11 protein-coding genes and 3 pseudogenes are annotated in these 18300 nt (G+C 75.3%); 8 read left to right on the top strand and 6 right to left on the bottom strand.

Annotation, left to right across the window (positions count from 1 at the left end; all coding sequences use genetic code 11):
* Window positions 1-100 precede the first annotated feature (100 nt).
* Together LUW75_RS08415 and LUW75_RS08410 are read right to left on the bottom strand one after the other, a co-directional pair.
* Window positions 101-874, bottom strand: coding sequence for an SDR family NAD(P)-dependent oxidoreductase (locus LUW75_RS08415; protein WP_250335063.1), 774 nt, complete (start codon window positions 872-874; stop codon window positions 101-103).
* Window positions 875-939: 65 nt separating this feature from the next.
* Complete coding sequence (locus LUW75_RS08410) at window positions 940-1620, bottom strand: MOSC domain-containing protein (protein ID WP_250337598.1); 681 nt, start codon at window positions 1618-1620, stop codon at window positions 940-942.
* A gap of 98 nt (window positions 1621-1718) precedes the next feature.
* Between LUW75_RS08410 and LUW75_RS08405 the strand changes: the two genes are divergently transcribed.
* Window positions 1719-2612, top strand: a complete 894-nt coding sequence (locus tag LUW75_RS08405) for a LysR family transcriptional regulator (protein ID WP_250335062.1) — start codon at window positions 1719-1721, stop codon at window positions 2610-2612.
* Window positions 2613-2794: 182 nt separating this feature from the next.
* On the opposite strand, the gene LUW75_RS08400 is transcribed toward LUW75_RS08405, so the two are convergent.
* Window positions 2795-3112: a WhiB family transcriptional regulator gene (locus LUW75_RS08400; protein WP_250335061.1), complete on the bottom strand. Its 318-nt coding sequence runs from the start codon at window positions 3110-3112 to the stop codon at window positions 2795-2797.
* 367 nt (window positions 3113-3479) lie between these two features.
* On the opposite strand from LUW75_RS08400, the gene LUW75_RS08395 reads away from it, so the two are divergent.
* The 4 genes from LUW75_RS08395 to LUW75_RS08380 all read left to right on the top strand — a co-directional run bounded on the left by LUW75_RS08395 (window position 3480) and on the right by LUW75_RS08380 (window position 7852).
* Window positions 3480-4091: a response regulator transcription factor gene (locus LUW75_RS08395; RefSeq protein WP_003948568.1), complete on the top strand. Its 612-nt coding sequence runs from the start codon at window positions 3480-3482 to the stop codon at window positions 4089-4091.
* Between the two features lie 242 nt (window positions 4092-4333).
* Entirely contained in the window at window positions 4334-4939 is a 606-nt protein-coding gene (locus LUW75_RS08390) for a sigma-70 family RNA polymerase sigma factor (protein ID WP_284453819.1), read from the top strand.
* Window positions 4940-5105: 166 nt separating this feature from the next.
* Window positions 5106-6611 (top strand): IMP dehydrogenase, encoded by a 1506-nt coding sequence (gene guaB, locus LUW75_RS08385; protein WP_250335060.1) that lies wholly within the window; start codon window positions 5106-5108, stop codon window positions 6609-6611.
* Window positions 6612-6727: 116 nt separating this feature from the next.
* The gene (locus LUW75_RS08380) at window positions 6728-7852 is read left to right on the top strand and encodes a GuaB3 family IMP dehydrogenase-related protein (RefSeq protein ID WP_250335059.1); all 1125 of its coding nucleotides are present in this window, start codon (window positions 6728-6730) and stop codon (window positions 7850-7852) included.
* Window positions 7853-7940: 88 nt separating this feature from the next.
* Here the strand turns inward: LUW75_RS08380 and LUW75_RS08375 are convergent, their stop codons facing one another.
* Together LUW75_RS08375 and LUW75_RS08370 are read right to left on the bottom strand one after the other, a co-directional pair.
* A complete protein-coding gene (locus tag LUW75_RS08375; protein WP_250335058.1) occupies window positions 7941-8450 on the bottom strand; it encodes a hypothetical protein in 510 nt (169 codons plus the stop codon).
* 129 nt (window positions 8451-8579) lie between these two features.
* Entirely contained in the window at window positions 8580-9824 is a 1245-nt protein-coding gene (locus tag LUW75_RS08370; protein ID WP_250335057.1) for a nucleotide sugar dehydrogenase, read from the bottom strand.
* Between the two features lie 238 nt (window positions 9825-10062).
* On the opposite strand from LUW75_RS08370, the gene LUW75_RS08365 reads away from it, so the two are divergent.
* Entirely contained in the window at window positions 10063-11769 is a 1707-nt protein-coding gene (locus LUW75_RS08365) for a glycerol-3-phosphate dehydrogenase/oxidase (protein ID WP_250335056.1), read from the top strand.
* A 14-nt stretch (window positions 11770-11783) separates the two neighbouring features.
* On the opposite strand, the pseudogene LUW75_RS08360 reads toward LUW75_RS08365, so the two are convergent.
* Window positions 11784-12811 (bottom strand): annotated as a pseudogene (locus LUW75_RS08360) (serine hydrolase domain-containing protein); the annotation flags it as partial.
* A gap of 751 nt (window positions 12812-13562) precedes the next feature.
* Between LUW75_RS08360 and LUW75_RS08355 the strand changes: the two are divergent.
* A pseudogene (locus tag LUW75_RS08355) lies at window positions 13563-15421 on the top strand (serine/threonine-protein kinase).
* Between the two features lie 146 nt (window positions 15422-15567).
* A pseudogene (locus LUW75_RS24935) lies at window positions 15568-18215 on the top strand (protein kinase).
* The last annotated feature ends 85 nt before the right edge of the window (window positions 18216-18300 follow it).

Here is an 18300-nt window from a genome sequence, read left to right as displayed (position 1 = left end):
GGCGCCCCGCCCCGCCGCCCCGCCCCGCGGTCCGGCCCCGGACGCGGAGCGGCCCGCGTCCGGAACGCCCCGCCGTCCCGCTCCGCTCCGCCCGAGCGCCCTACCGCGGGCCGTACCTGCGCCCCGCCCGCGAGCTCACCCCGCCCAGCAGCCCGCGCGGGACCAGCTTCACCACGCCCATCAGCGCCTTGTACCGCGGGTCCGGCACCGACAGCGTCCGTCCGCGGGCCAGGTCCGCCAGCGCGTCCTCCACGACCCTGTCGGCGTCCAGCCACATCCACCCGGGGATGTTGTCCGTGCCCATCCCGGCCCGCTGGTGGAACTCCGTCCGCACGAAGCCGGGGCACAGCGCCATCAGCCGCACCCCGCTCCCCGCGAGGTCCCGTGCCACGCCCTGGGTGAACTGCACGACCCACGCCTTCGACGCCCCGTACGTCCCGCGCGGCACGAAGGCGGCGACGGACGCGACGTTCACCACGCCGCCCCGCCGCCGCTCGCACATCGGCGCCGTCGCCGCCGCCGTCAGCCGCAGCACCGCCTCGCAGTGCACCTTCAGCATCCGCAGCTCGTCGGCCATCGCCACCTCCAGGAAGCGGCCCTTGTTGCCGAACCCCGCGTTGTTGACCAGCAGGTCCACGGGCCGCTTCGCGTCGGCGAGGCGCGCCTCGACGGCGGCGATGCCCTCCTCCGAGGCGAGGTCCGCGGGCAGCACCTCCGCCTCGACGCCGTGCCGGTCGTGCAGTTCGGTCGCCTGCTCCCGCAGCCGCTCCGCGTCGCGGGCGACCAGGACCACGTCGCGGCCGTCGGCCGCCAGCCGCCGCGCGAACGCGGCCCCGATGCCCGCCGTCGCGCCGGTAATCAGTGCACTCGTCATACGCGGCACGTTAGTGCCCCGCCGGCGCCCCGCCCGCCGGCGCCCCGCCCGTGCGGGCCGGGGGCTCAGGGGACCGGCGTCCGGGGCGTCCGCTCCGCGTACCTCCGCGCCGCCTCCAGCAGCTCCGGATGCGGGGCGTCACCCGCCGCCAGGACCTGCGGCAGCAGTTCGCGCCGCGTGGTCCGCGCGCGGAACGCCACCGCCACGGTCACCCCGTGGCCCGGCCGGTACGCGATCTCGACCGGGTCGCCCGCCCGGACCTCGCCCGGCTCGACCACCCGCAGGTACGCCCCCGGCGCCCCGCGCTCGGTGAACCGCCTGACCCACCCCCGCTCGCCCAGCCGGCCGGCGAACGTGCGGCACGGCACGCGCGCGTCCGTCACCTCCAGCACCAGCGACGCGCCGATCCGCCACCGCTCCCCGAGCAGCGCCCCGTCGACGTCCACCCCCGACGTGGTCAGGTTCTCCCCGAAGGAACCGTTCGGCAGCGGCCGGCCCAGCTCCTCCTCCCAGCGGTCCAGCTCCTCGCGCGCGAAGGCGTACACCGCCCGGTGCGAACCGCCGTGGTGGCGCAGGTCGCACACGGCGTCCCCGGCCACGCCCCCGCCGCCGACCCCTGCGGGGCCCGGGTCCGCCACCCGTACGGGCCCCTCCACCGGGACCTTCCCGATCCCCGTCTCGCCGCCCGGCGCGTCGGTGTGCTCCGTCTTCTCCCGGCGCCCCGTGTTGACCGTCAGCACCCGCATCGCGGTGATCTCTCCCATGGCCGCACGCTAGCGCCGATTCGCTCAAAGAATCCAGTTGGGATTTCACGGAAAGATAAAGAAGGCCTTATGGTCGACTGGTGATCGAAGCCCGCCACCTCCGAGTCTTCCGCGCCGTGGCCGCCACCGGCTCCTTCTCCGCCGCGGCCCGCGAGCTGGGCTGTACCCAGCCGGCGGTCAGCCAGCAGATGAAGGCGCTGGAGGCGTCCGCGGGCACGCCGCTGCTCGTCCGCACCGGTCGCGAGATGCGCCTCACCCAGGCCGGGGAGGCCCTGGTACGGCACGCCGCGGGAATCCTCGCCGGGCTGACCGCCGCCGAGGAGGAGGTCGCCGCCATCGCGGGCCTGCGCGCCGGCCGCGTCCGGCTCGTCTCCTTCCCCAGCGGCAGCTCCACGCTGGTCCCCACCGCCCTCGCCGCCCTGCGCGCCGAGCACCCCGGCGTCCGGGTCTCCCTCGTCGAGGCGGAGCCGCCCCGCTCGGTCGAGATGCTCCGGGAGGGCGACTGCGACGTCGCCCTGGCCTTCCGGTACGCGGGCGGCGCCGCCGAGTGGGACGACCTGGTGGTGCGACCCCTGCTCGCCGACCGGCTCGTCGGCCTCGTCCCCGAGGGGCACCGGCTGGCCGGCGCGGGCGCCGTGGCGATCGGGGACCTGGCCGGGGAGCCCTGGATCGCGGGCTGCCCCCGGTGCCGGCGCCAGCTGGTGGAGGTCTGCGAGGAGGCCGGCTTCACCCCCTCCATCGACTTCGCCACCGACGACTACCCGGCGGTCGTGGGCCTCGTCGGCGCCGGGCTCGGGGTGGCGGTCCTGCCGGAGCTGGCCGTGGAGTCGGTACGGCCCCGGGGCGCCCGTACGGTCGCGGTCGAGCCGCCGGTGGAGCGGGAGATCGTCGCCCTCACCCTGCCGGACCTGGCGCGGGTCCCGGCCGTCGCGGCCACGCTGGACCGGCTGGCGGAGGCGGCTTCGCGCGCGTAGGGGGACGGCCCGGGGCGGCGGGGCTCCTCACGGGCCCGGGCGGCCCCGCGCGTGCGGTCGCGGGTGCGCGGTCGCCGGCGGGTGCGCGCCGGGCGCCGGGAGGGGTGGCCCGCCGCCTGTGCGCGCTGTTGCCGGGACGTGGTTGCTGAAACGTTCCTCTAGAAAACGGGACCGGCCCGCCGTCAGCTCTTCCCCGACGGCGTCGACGTCGTGACCAGCCGGGCGCGCGCCCGGCCCATCAGCTCCTCGCGCTCGTCCTCGGTGAGGCCGCCCCACACGCCGTAGGGCTCGCGCACGGCCAGGGCGTGGGCGGCGCACTCGGCCCGCACCGGGCAGCGCATGCAGACCTCCTTCGCCGAGTTCTCACGCGCGCTCCGCGCCGCGCCGCGCTCCCCCTCGGGGTGGAAGAACAGCGAGCTGTCGACCCCCCGGCAGGCCGCGAGCAGCTGCCAGTCCCACAGGTCGGCGTTGGGTCCGGGAAGGCGGGAGAAATCTGCCATGGCGCATGTCCCCTTGGTACCGGTGCGGAGCTTACTGAGCGGACTACTTGTCGCAGTAGATGTAAATATGACTCATTGCGAATCTAGCTACAGACACTGCCAAAGGGAAGGAAAAACCGCTAAATGGGGCATAGCTCTGGATGGAGCGGCGGCGACCTGCGGCGCTCTGCTCCGCGTACGCCCCTTCACGCGGAGTGTTGGAGAGGTGCTCGTACCCGTAACTCTTTCGAGTGACCATCGTTGAGAGTGCGGAGGCGGTTGAAGGAAAAGCGCTCGGGCGGGTGTCCGAGGGCGTCAACCGCACAGGTGACGATTCGTAACCAGCCTGGAGGCCCAAGGTGACGCGCATCAGCTGCGGAGGACGGCCATGACATCCGTACTCGTCTGCGACGACTCCCCGCTTGCCCGAGAAGCGCTCCGCCGCGCCGTCGCGACCGTGCCCGGCGTCGAGCGCGTGACGACCGCGGCCAACGGCGAGGAAGTCCTCCGCCGCTGGGGCGCGGACCGCTCGGACCTGATCCTGATGGACGTGCGCATGCCCGGCCTGGGCGGTGTGGAGACCGTCCGGCGGCTGCTCTCCGCCGACCCCGGCGCCCGCATCATCATGCTCACGGTCGCCGAGGACCTCGACGGCGTCGCCCTCGCCGTCGCCGCCGGCGCCCGCGGCTACCTGCACAAGGACGCCTCGCGCGCCGAGCTGCGGGCCACGGTCACCCAGGCCCTCGCCGACCCGACCTGGCGGCTCGCCCCGCGCCGGCTGCGCTCCGCCGAGATGGGCGCCGCGCCGACGCTCACGGCCCGCGAGATCCAGGTGCTGGAGGGCATGAGCCACGGCCGGTCGAACGCCGAGATCGGCCGCGAGCTGTTCCTCTCCGAGGACACGGTCAAGACCCACGCACGCCGGCTGTTCAAGAAGCTGGGCGCCTCGGACCGCGCCCACGCCGTCGCGCTCGGCTTCCGCTGGGGCCTGGTGCGCTAGCCCGGCCCCGGCGAGGCCGTCCCGGTCCCCGTCCGCCGCGTGGCGGACGGGGCGGCGCAGGCCCGATGTCTGTTTCCTGCGTGATGCCGCATCCTTGAGGAGTGGGGTCCCTCGGGGACGAGTCGATCGAGCGGGAGGGGAGGGCGCAGGGGATGACTTCCGGCGCACCTGCTCATAACGCTTCGGTGCACAAGGCTGGACGCGGTGCCTCGGAGCGGACGCGGTCAAGGCACCATGGACCGATGCGCGACGACCAGACGCCGGCCCCCCCGACGCCCTCCGCCGGGCGGGGGGCGATCGGAGCGCTCGTGCACCGCGCGGTGGAGGGCGACGAGCAGGCCACGCACGACCTCCTGGCCCACGTCCACCCCCTGGCCCTGCGCTACTGCCGCACCCGGCTGAGCCGGCTGCCCGGCGACGCCCGCCACTTCGTCGAGGACCTGGCGCAGGAGGTCTGCGTCGCGGTCCTCATGGCCCTGCCCCGCTACCGGGACACGGGCCGCCCGTTCGAGGCGTTCGTCTTCGCGATCGCCGGGCACAAGGTCGCCGACCTGCAGCGGGCCGCCATGCGGCACCCCGGCTCGACCGCCGTGCCCTCCGACGAGATGCCCGAGCGCCCCGACGACTCGCTGGGCCCCGAGGAGCGGGCCCTCCTCAGCGACGACGCCGAATGGGCCAGGCGCCTGCTGGCCAACCTCCCCGAGAACCAGCGCGAGCTGCTCGTCCTGCGCGTCGCCGTCGGCCTCACCGCCGAGGAGACCGGTCAGATGCTCGGCATGTCCCCCGGGGCCGTACGCGTCGCACAGCACCGCGCGCTCAGCCGCCTGCGGGCCCTGGCCGGCCAGTAGGGACACGGCGCGGGACCCGGCCCGGCGCGCTGTCGCGGAGCCGTATGACGGATGTCATACGTATGAACGTACAAAACCATTGGGTGATCTTGTTCGTGGAATGAGACGCGCGCCCGGGCCGATAGCATGGACATCCGTGCCGATCAAGGCCATTGAGGAAGGTGTCATGACTGCCAACGTCGACGGAGTGCCGGAGAAATTCGCGGTGCTCGGGCTGACCTACGACGACGTGCTGCTCCTGCCGGGCGCGTCGGACATGGCCCCCGACCAGATCGACACCTCCTCGCGGCTGTCGCGGAACGTCCGGGTGAACATCCCGCTGCTCTCCGCCGCCATGGACAAGGTGACCGAGTCCCGCATGGCCATCGCCATGGCCCGCCAGGGCGGCGTCGGGGTCCTCCACCGGAACCTCTCGATCGCCGACCAGGCGAACCAGGTCGACCTGGTCAAGCGCTCCGAGTCCGGCATGGTCACGGACCCGATCACGATCCGCCCCGACGCCACGCTCGCCGAGGCCGACGCGATCTGCGGCAAGTTCCGCATCAGCGGCGTGCCGGTCACCGACCCGTCCGGCAGGCTGCTGGGCATCGTCACCAACCGCGACATGGCCTTCGAGACCGACCGCGCCCGGCGGGTGCGCGAGGTCATGACCCCGATGCCGCTGGTCACGGGCGGGGTCGGCATCTCCGGCGTCGACGCGATGGAGCTGCTGCGCCGCCACAAGATCGAGAAGCTGCCGCTCGTCGACGACGACGGCATCCTCAAGGGCCTCATCACCGTCAAGGACTTCGTCAAGGCGGAGAAGTACCCGAACGCCGCGAAGGACAAGGAGGGCCGCCTCCTCGTCGGCGCCGCCGTCGGCGTCGCGGGCGACGCGTACGAGCGGGCGCAGGCCCTGATCGAGGCGGGCGTCGACTTCATCGTCGTCGACACGGCCCACGGCCACTCCAGGCTGGTCGGCGAGATGGTCGCCAAGATCAAGTCCAACTCCGGCGTCGACGTCATCGGCGGCAACGTCGCCACCCGCGACGGTGCCCGGGCGCTCGTCGACGCGGGTGCCGACGCGATCAAGGTCGGTGTCGGCCCCGGCTCGATCTGCACCACCCGCGTCGTCGCCGGCGTCGGCGTCCCGCAGGTCACGGCGATCTACGAGGCCGCGCTCGCGGCCAGGGCGGCCGGCGTGCCGGTCATCGGCGACGGCGGCCTGCAGTACTCCGGCGACATCGCCAAGGCCCTGGTCGCCGGCGCCGACACGGTGATGCTCGGCTCGCTCCTGGCCGGTTGCGAGGAGTCGCCGGGCGAGCTGCTGTTCATCAACGGCAAGCAGTTCAAGTCGTACCGCGGCATGGGCTCGCTCGGCGCCATGCAGTCCCGCGGCGACCAGCGCTCCTTCTCCAAGGACCGGTACTTCCAGGAGGGCGTCGCCTCCGACGAGAAGCTGGTCCCCGAGGGCATCGAGGGCCAGGTGCCCTACCGCGGCCCGCTCTCCGCGGTCGTCCACCAGCTCGTCGGCGGCCTGCGCCAGTCGATGTTCTACGTCGGCGGCCGCACCGTCCCCGAGCTCCAGGAGCGCGGCCGGTTCGTCCGCATCACCTCGGCGGGCCTCAAGGAGAGCCACCCGCACGACATCCAGATGACCGTCGAGGCGCCGAACTACAGCAGCAAGCGCTGAGCGGACCCCCGCTCGACACCGCCGCAGGGGCGGCCCGGGACCGCGCCCGGGCCGCCCCTGCGCGCGCCCGTCGGGGATACTGGTAGGCGCAGACGCAGAAGGAAAGGCCACACATCGTGACTGAGATCGAGATCGGGCGCGGCAAGCGCGGCCGCAGGGCGTACGCCTTCGACGACATCGCCGTCGTACCGAGCCGGCGCACCCGGGACCCGAAGGAGGTCTCGATCGCGTGGCAGATCGACGCCTACCGCTTCGAGCTGCCCTTCCTGGCCGCCCCCATGGACTCCGTGGTCTCGCCGCGGACCGCGATCCGCATCGGCGAGCTCGGCGGCCTCGGCGTCCTCAACCTCGAGGGCCTGTGGACCCGCTACGAGGACCCGCAGCCGCTCCTCGACGAGATCACCGGGCTCGACGGGGAGACCGCGACCCGCCGTCTGCAGGAGATCTACGCCGCCCCGATCAGGGAGGAGCTGATCGGGCAGCGCCTGAAGGAGGTCCGCGACGCCGGCGTCGTCACCGCCGCGGCGCTCTCCCCGCAGCGCACGGCCCAGTTCTCCAAGGCCGTCGTCGACGCCGGAGTCGACATCTTCGTCATCCGGGGCACGACGGTCTCCGCCGAGCACGTCTCCGGCGCCGCCGAGCCGCTGAACCTCAAGCAGTTCATCTACGAGCTGGACGTCCCGGTCATCGTCGGCGGCTGCGCCACCTACACGGCGGCCCTGCACCTGATGCGCACGGGCGCGGCGGGCGTGCTGGTGGGCTTCGGCGGCGGCGCGGCGCACACCACCCGCAACGTCCTGGGCATCCAGGTCCCGATGGCGACCGCGGTCGCCGACGTGGCCGCCGCCCGCCGCGACTACATGGACGAGTCCGGCGGCCGGTACGTGCACGTCATCGCCGACGGCGGCGTGGGCTGGTCCGGCGACCTGCCGAAGGCCGTGGCGTGCGGCGCCGACGCGGTGATGATGGGCTCCCCGCTGGCCCGCGCCACGGACGCGCCCGGCCGGGGCCACCACTGGGGCATGGAGGCCGTCCACGAGGACGTGCCGCGCGGCAAGCTCGTCGACCTGGGCGTCGCCGGGACGACCGAGGAGATCCTCACCGGCCCGTCGCACTCGCCGGACGGGTCGATGAACTTCTTCGGCGCGCTGCGCCGGGCGATGGCGACGACGGGCTACAGCGAGCTGAAGGAGTTCCAGCGCGTCGAGGTGACGGTCGCGGACTCGCAGCACCGCCGCTGACCCCGGGCCCGCGCCGCGGACGCCGCGGGGAGGGGCCCGCACCGACGGGGTGCGGGCCCCTCCCCGCAGTGCACGGCCGTGCGGCCGGTCAGGCCGAGCCCTTCCTGGCGCCGGCGAAGGCGGTCACCGCGCCGATGGCGAGGAAGACGTAGGTCATGCCGTCCGCGGCCAGCTTCCACAGCTCCGTCACACCGCCGAAGTTCTGGAAGAAGACCTCGGTGAACGAGCCCTCGCCCATCTTGCCGAGGAGGACCGCGATGGTGACGAGCTGGCCCAGGTAGACCGCGCCCGCCGACAGGAGCGCCGCGGCGACCGGGAGGACCGGGCTGCGGCCGCCGGCCTTGCCGGCGGCGAAGCCGACGAGCAGGCCGACGCCCACCGCCGCGTAGCCGATCTCCCGTTCGAGGGCGCCGCCGATGCCGCCGTACGCCCCGGCGCCCACCAGGGCGGCCACCAGGGCGGCGAGCAGCCCGAGGACGAGGTTGTCCCGCGCGGGCGCCGGGGCCTGCGGGAACGGCTGCTGCGGCGCGGCCGGGCCGGTGCCCGGGGCGTCGGCGAACGGGTTGCCGGACTGCGGCGGCGGAACGGACTGGCTCATGCCGGGAATCCCCCTGGAAGGAACGGGCGGCCGGCACCTGACGTGTGCACGACTGCGCGTGGATCAGAGGCGGACACTAGCAGCCCCCCGTGACGGCGCCGCGGGCCGCGGTGGTGCCGGCGGCCGGGGTCAGAGCCGGTGCGCCGTGCCGACCGGGGTGGCGCCGCGCGTGTCGAGCAGCAGCTGCGCCTTGACGGCCAGCCCCTGCAGGTCGTACGTGCGGTGGTGCTGGAGCAGGATCGTCAGGTCGGCGTCCGCGGCCGCCTCGTACAGGGAGTCGGCGCGCGGGACCGGCACGTCGCGCACCCGCCAGACCGGTACGTACGGGTCGTGATAGCCGACCGTCGCGCCCATGTCCGTCAGCCGCCCGGCGATTTCGGGCGCCGGGGAGCCCTCGCGGTCGGCGAGGTCGGGCTTGTAGGTGACGCCCAGGAGCAGGATCCGGGCGCCGCGCACCGACTTGCCGTGCTCGTTGAGGAGCGTGGCGGAGCGCCGGATCACGTACTGGGGCATCCGCTCGTTGATCCGGCTCGCCGTCTCCACCAGGCGCAGGGGGAGGTGGGGGCCGACCGTGTCGACGGGGGCGCCGTGGCCGCCGACGCCGGGGCCGGGGCGGAACGCCTGGAAGCCGAAGGGCTTGGTCTCGGCGCACCGGATGACGTCCCACAGGTCGACGCCCAGCTCGTGGCAGAGCACCGCCATCTCGTTGACGAGGGCGATGTTGACGTGCCGGAAGTTGGTCTCCAGCAGCTTGACCGTCTCGGCCTCGCGGGGGCCCCGGGCCCGTACGACCTTGTCGGTGAGGCGCCCGTAGAAGGCGGCGGCGGACTCGGTGCAGGCGGAGGTGAGGCCGCCGATGACCTTGGGGATGTGGGCGTGGCCGTCGGCGCGGTCCCCGGGGTCGAGGCGGGTGGGGGAGTACGCGAGGTGGAAGTCGCGCCCGGCGCACAGCCCGGAGCCCTCCTCGAGGATCGGACGGAGGACGTCCTCGGTGGTGCCGGGCGGGACGGGCGACTCCAGCAGGACGGTGGTGTACGGGCGCAGCCGGGCGGCGAGCGCGCGGGCGGCGTCCGTGACGGCGGTCAGGTCCAGGGTGCGGGAGGCGGCGTCGGGCGGGGTGGGGGCGCAGATGACGGCGGTGCGGACGCGGCCCAGTTCGTCGGGGTGCGCGGTGGGGCGGAAGCCGGTGGACAGCATCCGGCGGATCTCGGACGGGGTGAGGGAGCCGTCGACCGGGGGCCGTCCGGCGGCCAGTTCGGCGACCGGCCGGGGGTCGGTGTCGTAGCCGATCGTGCCGATGCCGGCGGCGGTGGCGGCCTGGGCGAGGGGCAGCCCGAGGTGGCCGAGGCCGATGACGGCGAGGTCTGCGGGCATGGGCGTGAGCCGTCCTTCCCAGTAGCCGGAGGGGGCGCGACGCGCGGGTCCGGTGGACGGAACAAGCGGACGCAATGTCAGACTAGGCTTAAATATGACCGTTATGCGGTATTGCGCGGCCGTGGCCGTCCGAGTGTTGTCCACAGGCGGCGCGGGGGCGGTGGCCGATGCCGGTGCGCGGGGACAGAATCGAATCCGTGAGCCCGGGCACACGGGGGGACGGCGACGGGAGGCAGCGGTGAGGACGGCGAGACTGGGACCCGCGGAGCGGAGCGCGGCCCTGGCCGCGATGGCCGAGCACGAGCTCGACGTACTGGTCGTGGGCGGCGGTGTGGTCGGGGCCGGCACGGCGCTCGACGCGGCGACCCGCGGCCTCGCCACGGGCCTGGTGGAGGCCCGTGACTGGGCGTCGGGCACGTCCAGCAGGTCCAGCAAGCTCATCCACGGCGGCCTGCGCTACCTGGAGATGCTCGACTTCGCGCTGGTGCGGGAGGCGCTGAAGGAGCGCGGCCTGCTGCTGGAGCGGCTGGCGCCGCACCTCGTCAAACCGGTGCCGTTCCTCTACCCGCTCCGGCACAAGGGCTGGGAGCGCCTGTACGCCGGGTCGGGCGTCGCCCTGTACGACGCGATGTCCGTCTCCTCGGGGCGCGGCCGCGGCCTGCCCGTGCACCGCCACCTGTCGCGCCGGCGCGCCCTGCGGGCCGCCCCCGCCTTGCGCAGGGACGCGCTGGTGGGCGCCCTGCAGTACTACGACGCCCAGATGGACGACGCGCGCTACGTCGCCACACTGGTGCGGACGGCCGCGGCGTACGGGGCGCACGCCGCCAACCGCGCCCGGGTCGTCGGCTTCCTCCGCGAGGGCGAGCGGGTCGTCGGCGCCCGGGTGCAGGACGTGGAGGCGGGCGGCGAGTACGAGATCCGCGCCAGGCAGGTGGTCAACGCGACGGGCGTGTGGACGGACGACACGCAGGCGCTGATCGGCGAGCGCGGCCGCTTCCACGTCCGCGCCTCCAAGGGCATCCACCTGGTCGTCCCCAAGGACCGCATCCACTCCACGACGGGCCTGATCCTGCGCACGGAGAAGAGCGTCCTGTTCGTCATCCCGTGGGGCCGCCACTGGATCATCGGGACGACCGACACGGAGTGGGACCTCGACAAGGCGCACCCCGCAGCGTCGAGCGCCGACATCGACTACCTCCTGGACCGCGTCAACGGCGTCCTGGCCACCCCGCTCACCAGGGACGACGTGGAGGGCGTCTACGCGGGGCTGCGCCCCCTGCTGGCCGGCGAGTCCGACGCGACCAGCAAGCTGTCCCGCGAGCACACGGTCGCCCACCCCGTGCCCGGGCTGGTCGTGGTCGCGGGCGGCAAGTACACGACGTACCGGGTGATGGCCAGGGACGCGGTGGACGAGGCGGTCCACGGCCTGGACACGCGGGTCGCCCCCTGCGTCACGGACGAGGTCCCGCTGCTGGGCGCCGAGGGGTACCGCGCGCTGTGGAACGCCCGGGCCCGCGTCGCCGCTCGGGCGGGCCTCCACGTCGCCCGGGTCGAGCACCTGCTCAACCGGTACGGGACCCTGGCGGAGGAACTGCTCGACCTCGTCGCCGGGGACCCGGCCCTCAAGCGGCCCGTCACCGGGGCCGAGGACTACCTCCGCGCGGAGATCCTCTACGCCGCCTCCCACGAGGGCGCCCGGCACCTGGACGACGTGCTCACGCGCCGCACCCGGATCTCCATCGAGACCTTCGACCGGGGCACCGGCTGCGCCCGCGAGTGCGCCGAACTGATGGCACGGGTCCTCGGCTGGGGCGAGGAGCAGGTCGCCAAGGAGGTGGAGCACTACGAGAAGCGGGTCGAGGCGGAGCGGGAGTCGCAGCGCCAGCCGGACGACCAGACCGCGGACGCGGCCCGGCTGGGGGCCCCGGACATCGTGCCGCTGTGAACCGCGGCGCCGCCGCGCGGGCAGAACTCCGCCTCCAGCACCGAGCGTTCCAGGGGCGGCCCCGGGGCGGCGGCCAGGGTGTCGGTGTTCACCCGGAAGGTGAGGACGCGTCGGCCGTCGGCGGTGGCGGCGGTGCGGACGTAGCTGCCCGGGATGCGGCCGTTGTGGCCCCAGACGGTCACCCCGCAGGGGAGCCGGGTGGGGAAGAGCCCCATGCCGTAGCGGCCCCGGGTGGACGAGGTGTCCAGCAGGGCGTCCAGCTGGGCCGGGGGAGGAGGCGGCCGCCGAGCAGCGCGGCCTGGAAGCGGTTGAGGTCGGCGAGGGTGCTGACCAGTTCGCCGGCGGCGCCCGCGACGCGCGGGTCCAGGACCGTGACGTCCCGTCCGGCCGGGTCGTACCCCCGCCCGTGCGGTACGGGAAGGGTCCTGCGGGCGCCGGGGAAGCTCGTGCCGGTGAGGCCGAGGGGGACGACGATGCGGCGGTGGGCCTCGGCGGCGTAGGAGCGGCCGGTGACGCGCTCGACGATCCGGCCGAGGACGACGTAGTTGGTGTTGGAGTAGGCGAAGCCGCCGGGCGGCCTCGAGCCGGAGGAGGCCAGGGCCGCGCCGATCCCCTCGGGCGGTACGGCGGGACCGGTGGGGCGCGTGAGGTCCGGCAAGCCGCTCGTGTGGGTGAGGAGGTGGCGTACGGTGACGCGCCGGCCCAGTGGGGGAGGGAGGAGCCCGGGGGCGCGGGCGGCGACCGGGTCGTCGAGCGCGAGCCGTCCCTCGGCCGCCAGTTGGAGGACGACCGTGGCGACGAACGTCTTCGTGACGCTGCCCGCGCGGAAGTGGTCGGCGCGGCCGACGCCCGGTCCCGTCGTCTCGAACCGGACGGCCCCGGGAGCCCCGGGCGTCCCGGAGAGGAGCGCGGCGGCCGGGGCGCGCCCCGCCGTGACCAGCCTCGCCAGAGCGGGGGAGGGGGCGGCCGCCGGCTGACCGGCGGTCAGCCCGCAGAGGACCACGACCGAGAACACCACCCGTCTCGTCCTGGACTTCGGCACGGCGCGGCCCCCTCCCTCACGGCCATCCTCGCCGACGCCGGACCCGGGAGAACCACCGGTCCCCGGGTGAGGGACAATGAAGGCGCCACCAGGGCGGGTTACCGAATCACGCGGACGCGGCAGGCGCGGGCGGGAAACAGGATCGCAGAGGGGACGCATGTCGGGAGCGGAGCAGTCGCGGGACGCGGCGCGGCAACCTCGCCGGGGCGACGACGAGGGCACGGCCTCGAAGGACGCGTCCTCGAAGGACGCGGCGGTGCGGGGCGGGGGGACCTGGCGGACCGCGCCTGCGGGGGGCGGCGCCGGTACGGAGGGCGGCACCCCGGCAGGTGACGCCGCGAAGGGCACCGGTTCCGGCGGCGGCGCCCCGGCCGCGGACACACCCGCGAAGACCGCGCCCGCGAGCACGCCCCCGCGGGAGGAGACCCCCGCGGAGGGGAGCCTGCGCGACGAGGAGCCGGCGGGCGGGACCGCGCGGGGCGGGGTGTCCGCGGACGAGAGCCCGCGCGACGGGGCTCCGGAGGGCGAGGTCCCCGCGGAGGGCACCCTGCGGGAGGGGACCCCCGCGGAGGAGGGTCCGCGCGACGAGCCCCCGGCCGACGGGACCGCGCGCGACGGTGACCCCGCCGACGGGACCCCGGGCGACGAGGAGCCGTCGGGCGGGCCGGCCGCGGGTGCGGACACCGGCGGGACGGGGGCGGACGCGGCGGAGAAGCCCGCCGGCACCGTCCGCGCCGCGGCGGGGGGACGGCTGCTGGCGGGCCGTTACCGGCTCGGCGCCGTCCTCGGGCGCGGCGGCATGGGCACGGTCTGGCGGGCCGTCGACGAGACCCTCGGCCGCACCGTCGCGGTCAAGGAACTGCGCTTCCCCAACGCCGTCGACGAGGACGAGAAGCGACGCCTCATCACCCGGACCCTGCGCGAGGCCAAGGCCATCGCCCGGATCCGCAACAACAGCGCCGTCACGGTCTACGACGTGGTCGACGAGGACGACCGCCCGTGGATCGTCATGGAGCTCATCGAGGGCCGCTCCCTCGCCGACGTCATCCGCCAGGACGGCACCCTCACACCGCGGCGCGCCGCCGAGGTCGGCCTCGCCGTCCTCGGCGTGCTGCGGTCCGCGCACCGCCAGGGCATCCTCCACCGCGACGTGAAGCCGTCGAACGTCCTCATGTCGGACGACGGCCGCGTCGTCCTCACCGACTTCGGCATCGCCCAGGTCGAGGGCGACCCGTCCATCACCTCCACCGGCATGCTCGTCGGCGCCCCCTCCTACATCTCGCCGGAGCGCGCCCGCGGCCAGCGCCCCGGCCCCGCCGCCGACCTGTGGTCCCTCGGCGGGCTCCTCTACGCCTGCGTGGAGGGCCACCCGCCGTACGACAAGGGCTCGGCCATAGCGACGCTCACGGCCGTCATGACCGAGCAGCTGGACCCGCCGAAGAACGCCGGCCCGCTCGACAAGGTCATCTACGGACTGCTCGCGAAGGACCCGGCGCAGCGCCTCGACGACGCCGGCGCGCGGGCACTGCTCGACGAGGTCGTCCGCGCCACCGGGGCCCCGGCCGCCCCGACGGGACCCGGACCGTCCCCGGAGGCCACACGCGTCGTACCGCTCCCCCGGGGCCGGCCGCCGCGGACGCCACCGCCACGACGTCCGGCGACGCCCCGGTCGGCGACGCGACCGCCGAGCGGTTGCGCGGCGCCCTGCGGTCGGTGCGGAACGCCGCCGCGGCGGCGGCCGCCGCCCGGCAGGCCAAGCCGCCCACGGCGGAACGTTCCGGTCCGCCCGCCCCCGTACGGGCGCCGCTCACCGACGTGGTGCCCCGGCGCACGCTGGTCACCATCGCGGTCGTGGCCGTCCTCGCGGTCCTCGCCACCGTCCTCGCGTTCGCCCTCGGAAGCGACGGCGGGACGACCGCCCGGGGCACGGGCGGCACCCCGGGCGGCGACAGGACCGCCTCGGCGGGCCCCGGCGCCGGAGGCCCCTCCGAGAGCGGCACCGGCGACGGCGGCCCCGGGGGCGGGCCCGGACGGCAGCGGGACGAGGGCCGCTCCGCCGCCCCGGGCGGCGGGTCCGGCACGGCGGGCGGCAAGGGCACGGGCACCGGACCGTCCTCCTCGCCCGGAGCCGGATCGGGGACCGGCCCCGCACTCCCCGCCGGGTACCGGATGGTCACCAACGGCCGCTTCCACTTCTCCATGGCCATGCCCGCCGGCTTCCGCATGACGGACGTGGCGGGCCGCGGCTCCGGCGGGGTGTTCAGCGCCTCGGGCGGCTTCCCGCGCGTGCAGGTCGACTACACCGACAGCCCCGGCCGCGACGCCGCCGCAGCGTGGACCGCCGCCATGGGGGCCGTCGCCGCGAGCAGCAACGGCTACGAGCACCACGGCATCAGGCCCGTCTCGTACAACGGCTACCCGACCGCCGCGGACTGGCAGTTCGAACGGAACCAGGACGGGAAGCGGGTACGGGTGCTCAACAGGGGCTTCAAGGTCGACGCCACGCACGGCTACGCGATCATGATCTCCTGCGAGTCCGGCGAGTGGGACGGGCCGGAGTGCACCGCGCTCAGGAACACCGCGTTCGCGACGTTCCGGCCCACGGACTGACCCGCGGCACGTATCGTGAGAACGCGCGGGCCGTACGAGGGCGCACCGCAGGGGTGACCGCACAGGCAAGGACCGGGATCGACGGCTCCGCACGATTCCGTGCGGACGGCGGAGCCGGGGGGACAGCGCACTGCTGGGGAGGTGCCGTGGACGACTACGCGGGAAGGGTGCTCGCCGACCGCTATCGCCTGCCCGTCGACCCCTACGGCGAGGACGGCGACGACGAGGCGTACGGACCGGTCGAGACGCGCGCCTTCGACACGTACAGCGGCCAGGAGGTCATGGTCCGGCAGCTGCCCCTGCCGGAGACCGTGGACGCCGAGGTCGTCGACGCGGACGGCGCCCACGACCTCCCGTACGGGCACGCGCCGCGGCGCACGGCCGTCCGCGCGGCCCCCGATCCGGCCATCCGGCGGGCCGTCGAGGCCGTGCAGGCGGTGGCCCGGATCCCCGACCACCCGCGCCTCGACCAGGTCTTCGACGTCTTCACCGAGGACGGCTCGCTGTGGATCGTCAGCGAGCTGGTCGCCGGCCGGCCGCTCGCCGCCCTCGTCCGCGACGAGCCGCTCGGCCCGTACCGCGCCGCCGAGATCGCCTCCGACGTGCTCACGGCGCTGCGCGCGCTGCACGCCCACGGCTGGACGCACCGCAACGTCACCGAGCGCACGGTCCTCGTCTGCGACGACGGCCGGGTCGTCCTGAGCGGGCTCGCCACGGGCGCCGCCGAGGAGGCCCTGTGCGGCTACGCGCCGGTGCCGCTCCCGGACGGCGAGGACGCCCCCTCCCCGGAAGGGGGAGGGCGACCCGTACGGGCACGGGCACGACGCCGGGGAGCCGGAGCCGTACGCGGACGGCCCCGACGGAGGGGACGAGGACGAGTACGCCGAGCACGGCGAGGACGATCCGTACGGCGAGTACGGCGAGTACGACGAGTACGGCGGTGAGGCCGAGGTCGTCACCGGGCACGTGCGGGCCCACGGCGAGGACGGTCCGTACGACGACGTGTACGAGGTCTCCCGCGCCGTGCCCCGCGCCGTGGCCCCCGCCCCGCTCCCGCCCGGCCCGCCGGCCCTGCCCAGCGGCTACGAACCCCAGTACGTCGCCCAGGCCGCGGACCGCATCGCCGACGACGGCGACGCCGACGACGAGGTGGACGGGGACGACGGCACCACCCGGTACGGCACCCACGACCCCTACGGGACCCACGACCCCTACGGCACCCACGGCGCCCAGGACCCCTACGGCCCCGACGACGTCCACGGTGACGGGGACGACGGGGACGACGGGGGCCGCCCTCCGCGCGCGCTGCTCACCGGCACGTGGCGGGACGGCCCGGTCTCCGCGGGCGGCGGCCCCTCCGACGGGGAGGTCGCCCCGTACGGCGGCGCCCGGGCCGCCCTGAGCGCCGACTCCCGGCGCCGGCCCCGGCCCCCCCGGCCCCGGGGCCGGCACGGACCGGGACCACGCCGGCGCGGACGGCGGAGCGGACCCCGCCTCCGTCTACCGCGGCCCCGCCACGCCGCTCGCCGCCGAGCGGGCCCGCCAGGCGCGGATCGCCGTCGTCGGCGCCGTCACCGAGCGGTGGGCGCCCGAGCAGGCCGGTCCCGTGTACGGCACCTGGCGGCTCGCCCCGCCCATCGGCCCCGCCACGGACCTGTGGGCGCTCGGCGCGCTGCTGTTCCGCGTCCTCCAGGGCCACGCCCCGTACCCCGAGGACAGCGCCGCCGAACTCGTCCAGATGGTCTGCTCCGAACCGCCCGCGTTCGCCGAGGAGTGCGGCCCGCTGCGCCCGGTCGTCGAGTCGCTGCTGCGCCAGGACCCGACCGAGCGCCCCGACTTCGAGGAGCTGCGCGGCTGGCTGCGCTCCCTCGTCCGCTCGGCGCCCGAACCCGACGCGGGCGCCTCCGTCGTCCCCATGCCGTCCGCCGACGCCGCCCGCCTGCCGATCCTCCGCCGCCGTGGGGACCTGGTCCGCAGGCGCCGCACCCGTACCCGCACCCGCACCTCCGCCCCCACCGCCCCCGCGGCCCCGGCGCCCGCCAGGCACCGCCGCGCGAAGGCCGGGCAGCGGCGGTCCGGGGGCAGCCCGCGCGCACTGGGGCGCACGCTCCTGCTGGTGGTGCTGCTCGGCCTCGCGGCCGCCGTCGCGTACGCGGTGGCGTTCATGCCGGGGGCGGGGACGCAGGACCGGTCGCAGCAGCCCACCGGCACGGCCCGGCCGACCGCCTCCGTGCCGCCCGCGCAGGTCCCGCCCGGCCAGGCGGAGCCCGTGCCGCAGAGCCCGGTCCCCGGCGGACCCGCGCCCTCGTCGAACGCCGGGACGCCCACCGCGCCCGCGCTGCCGGAGGGGTACGTCGTCCGGGAGGACCCGGAGGGCTTCCGCATCGGCGTCGACCGGACCTGGCGCCGCAGCCCCATCAACGACGTCGGGCAGGTCCGCTACTCGGACGGCGACTACACGCTGATCGTCGTCCCCGGCCGCGACACCGTCCGCACCGCCGGCGCGGACCCGCTGGAGTACCAGCGCGGCAAGGAGCGCGAGCTCCAGCCGTGGCGCGACTCGACCTGGGCGACGGCGACCGGTCTGCGCCGCGTCGACGTCGGCCGGCAGGCCATGGCCGAGGGCCAGTTCACCTGGCAGGACGTCAACGGGCGCCAGGTGTACGTGCGGAACCTCGCACTCCTCGTCGGGGACCGCTACCACGTCATCCAGGTCATCGGCCCCGAGTCCGGGCGGGACAAGGTCACGGAGATCTACGAGCAGGCCACCAAGGCGTACCACGCCACCCGCTGACGGTCCGCCGGTTAACCCGTTCGGACCGCAGATGGTGGCGAATTCACGCCAATCGGAAGGATGCGCGTCCCGGGGCGGCATCCGC

The organism is Streptomyces sp. MRC013 (genome assembly GCF_023614235.1).
Lineage (GTDB): Bacteria > Actinomycetota > Actinomycetes > Streptomycetales > Streptomycetaceae > Streptomyces.
This window is presented reverse-complemented; position numbering and strand designations above follow the sequence as displayed.

What these genes read in the sequence shown, in the direction of transcription:
- LUW75_RS08415 (WP_250335063.1), bottom strand. Translation starts at nt 874, where the DNA reads ATGACGAGTGCACTGATTACCGGCGCGACGGCGGGCATCGGGGCCGCG.
- LUW75_RS08410 (WP_250337598.1), bottom strand. Translation starts at nt 1,620, where the DNA reads ATGCGGGTGCTGACGGTCAACACGGGGCGCCGGGAGAAGACGGAGCAC.
- LUW75_RS08400 (WP_250335061.1), bottom strand. Translation starts at nt 3,112, where the DNA reads ATGGCAGATTTCTCCCGCCTTCCCGGACCCAACGCCGACCTGTGGGAC.
- LUW75_RS08395 (WP_003948568.1), top strand. Translation starts at nt 3,480, where the DNA reads ATGACATCCGTACTCGTCTGCGACGACTCCCCGCTTGCCCGAGAAGCG.
- LUW75_RS08390 (WP_284453819.1), top strand. Translation starts at nt 4,334, where the DNA reads ATGCGCGACGACCAGACGCCGGCCCCCCCGACGCCCTCCGCCGGGCGG.
- guaB (WP_250335060.1), top strand. Translation starts at nt 5,106, where the DNA reads ATGACTGCCAACGTCGACGGAGTGCCGGAGAAATTCGCGGTGCTCGGG.
- LUW75_RS08375 (WP_250335058.1), bottom strand. Translation starts at nt 8,450, where the DNA reads ATGAGCCAGTCCGTTCCGCCGCCGCAGTCCGGCAACCCGTTCGCCGAC.
- LUW75_RS08370 (WP_250335057.1), bottom strand. Translation starts at nt 9,824, where the DNA reads ATGCCCGCAGACCTCGCCGTCATCGGCCTCGGCCACCTCGGGCTGCCC.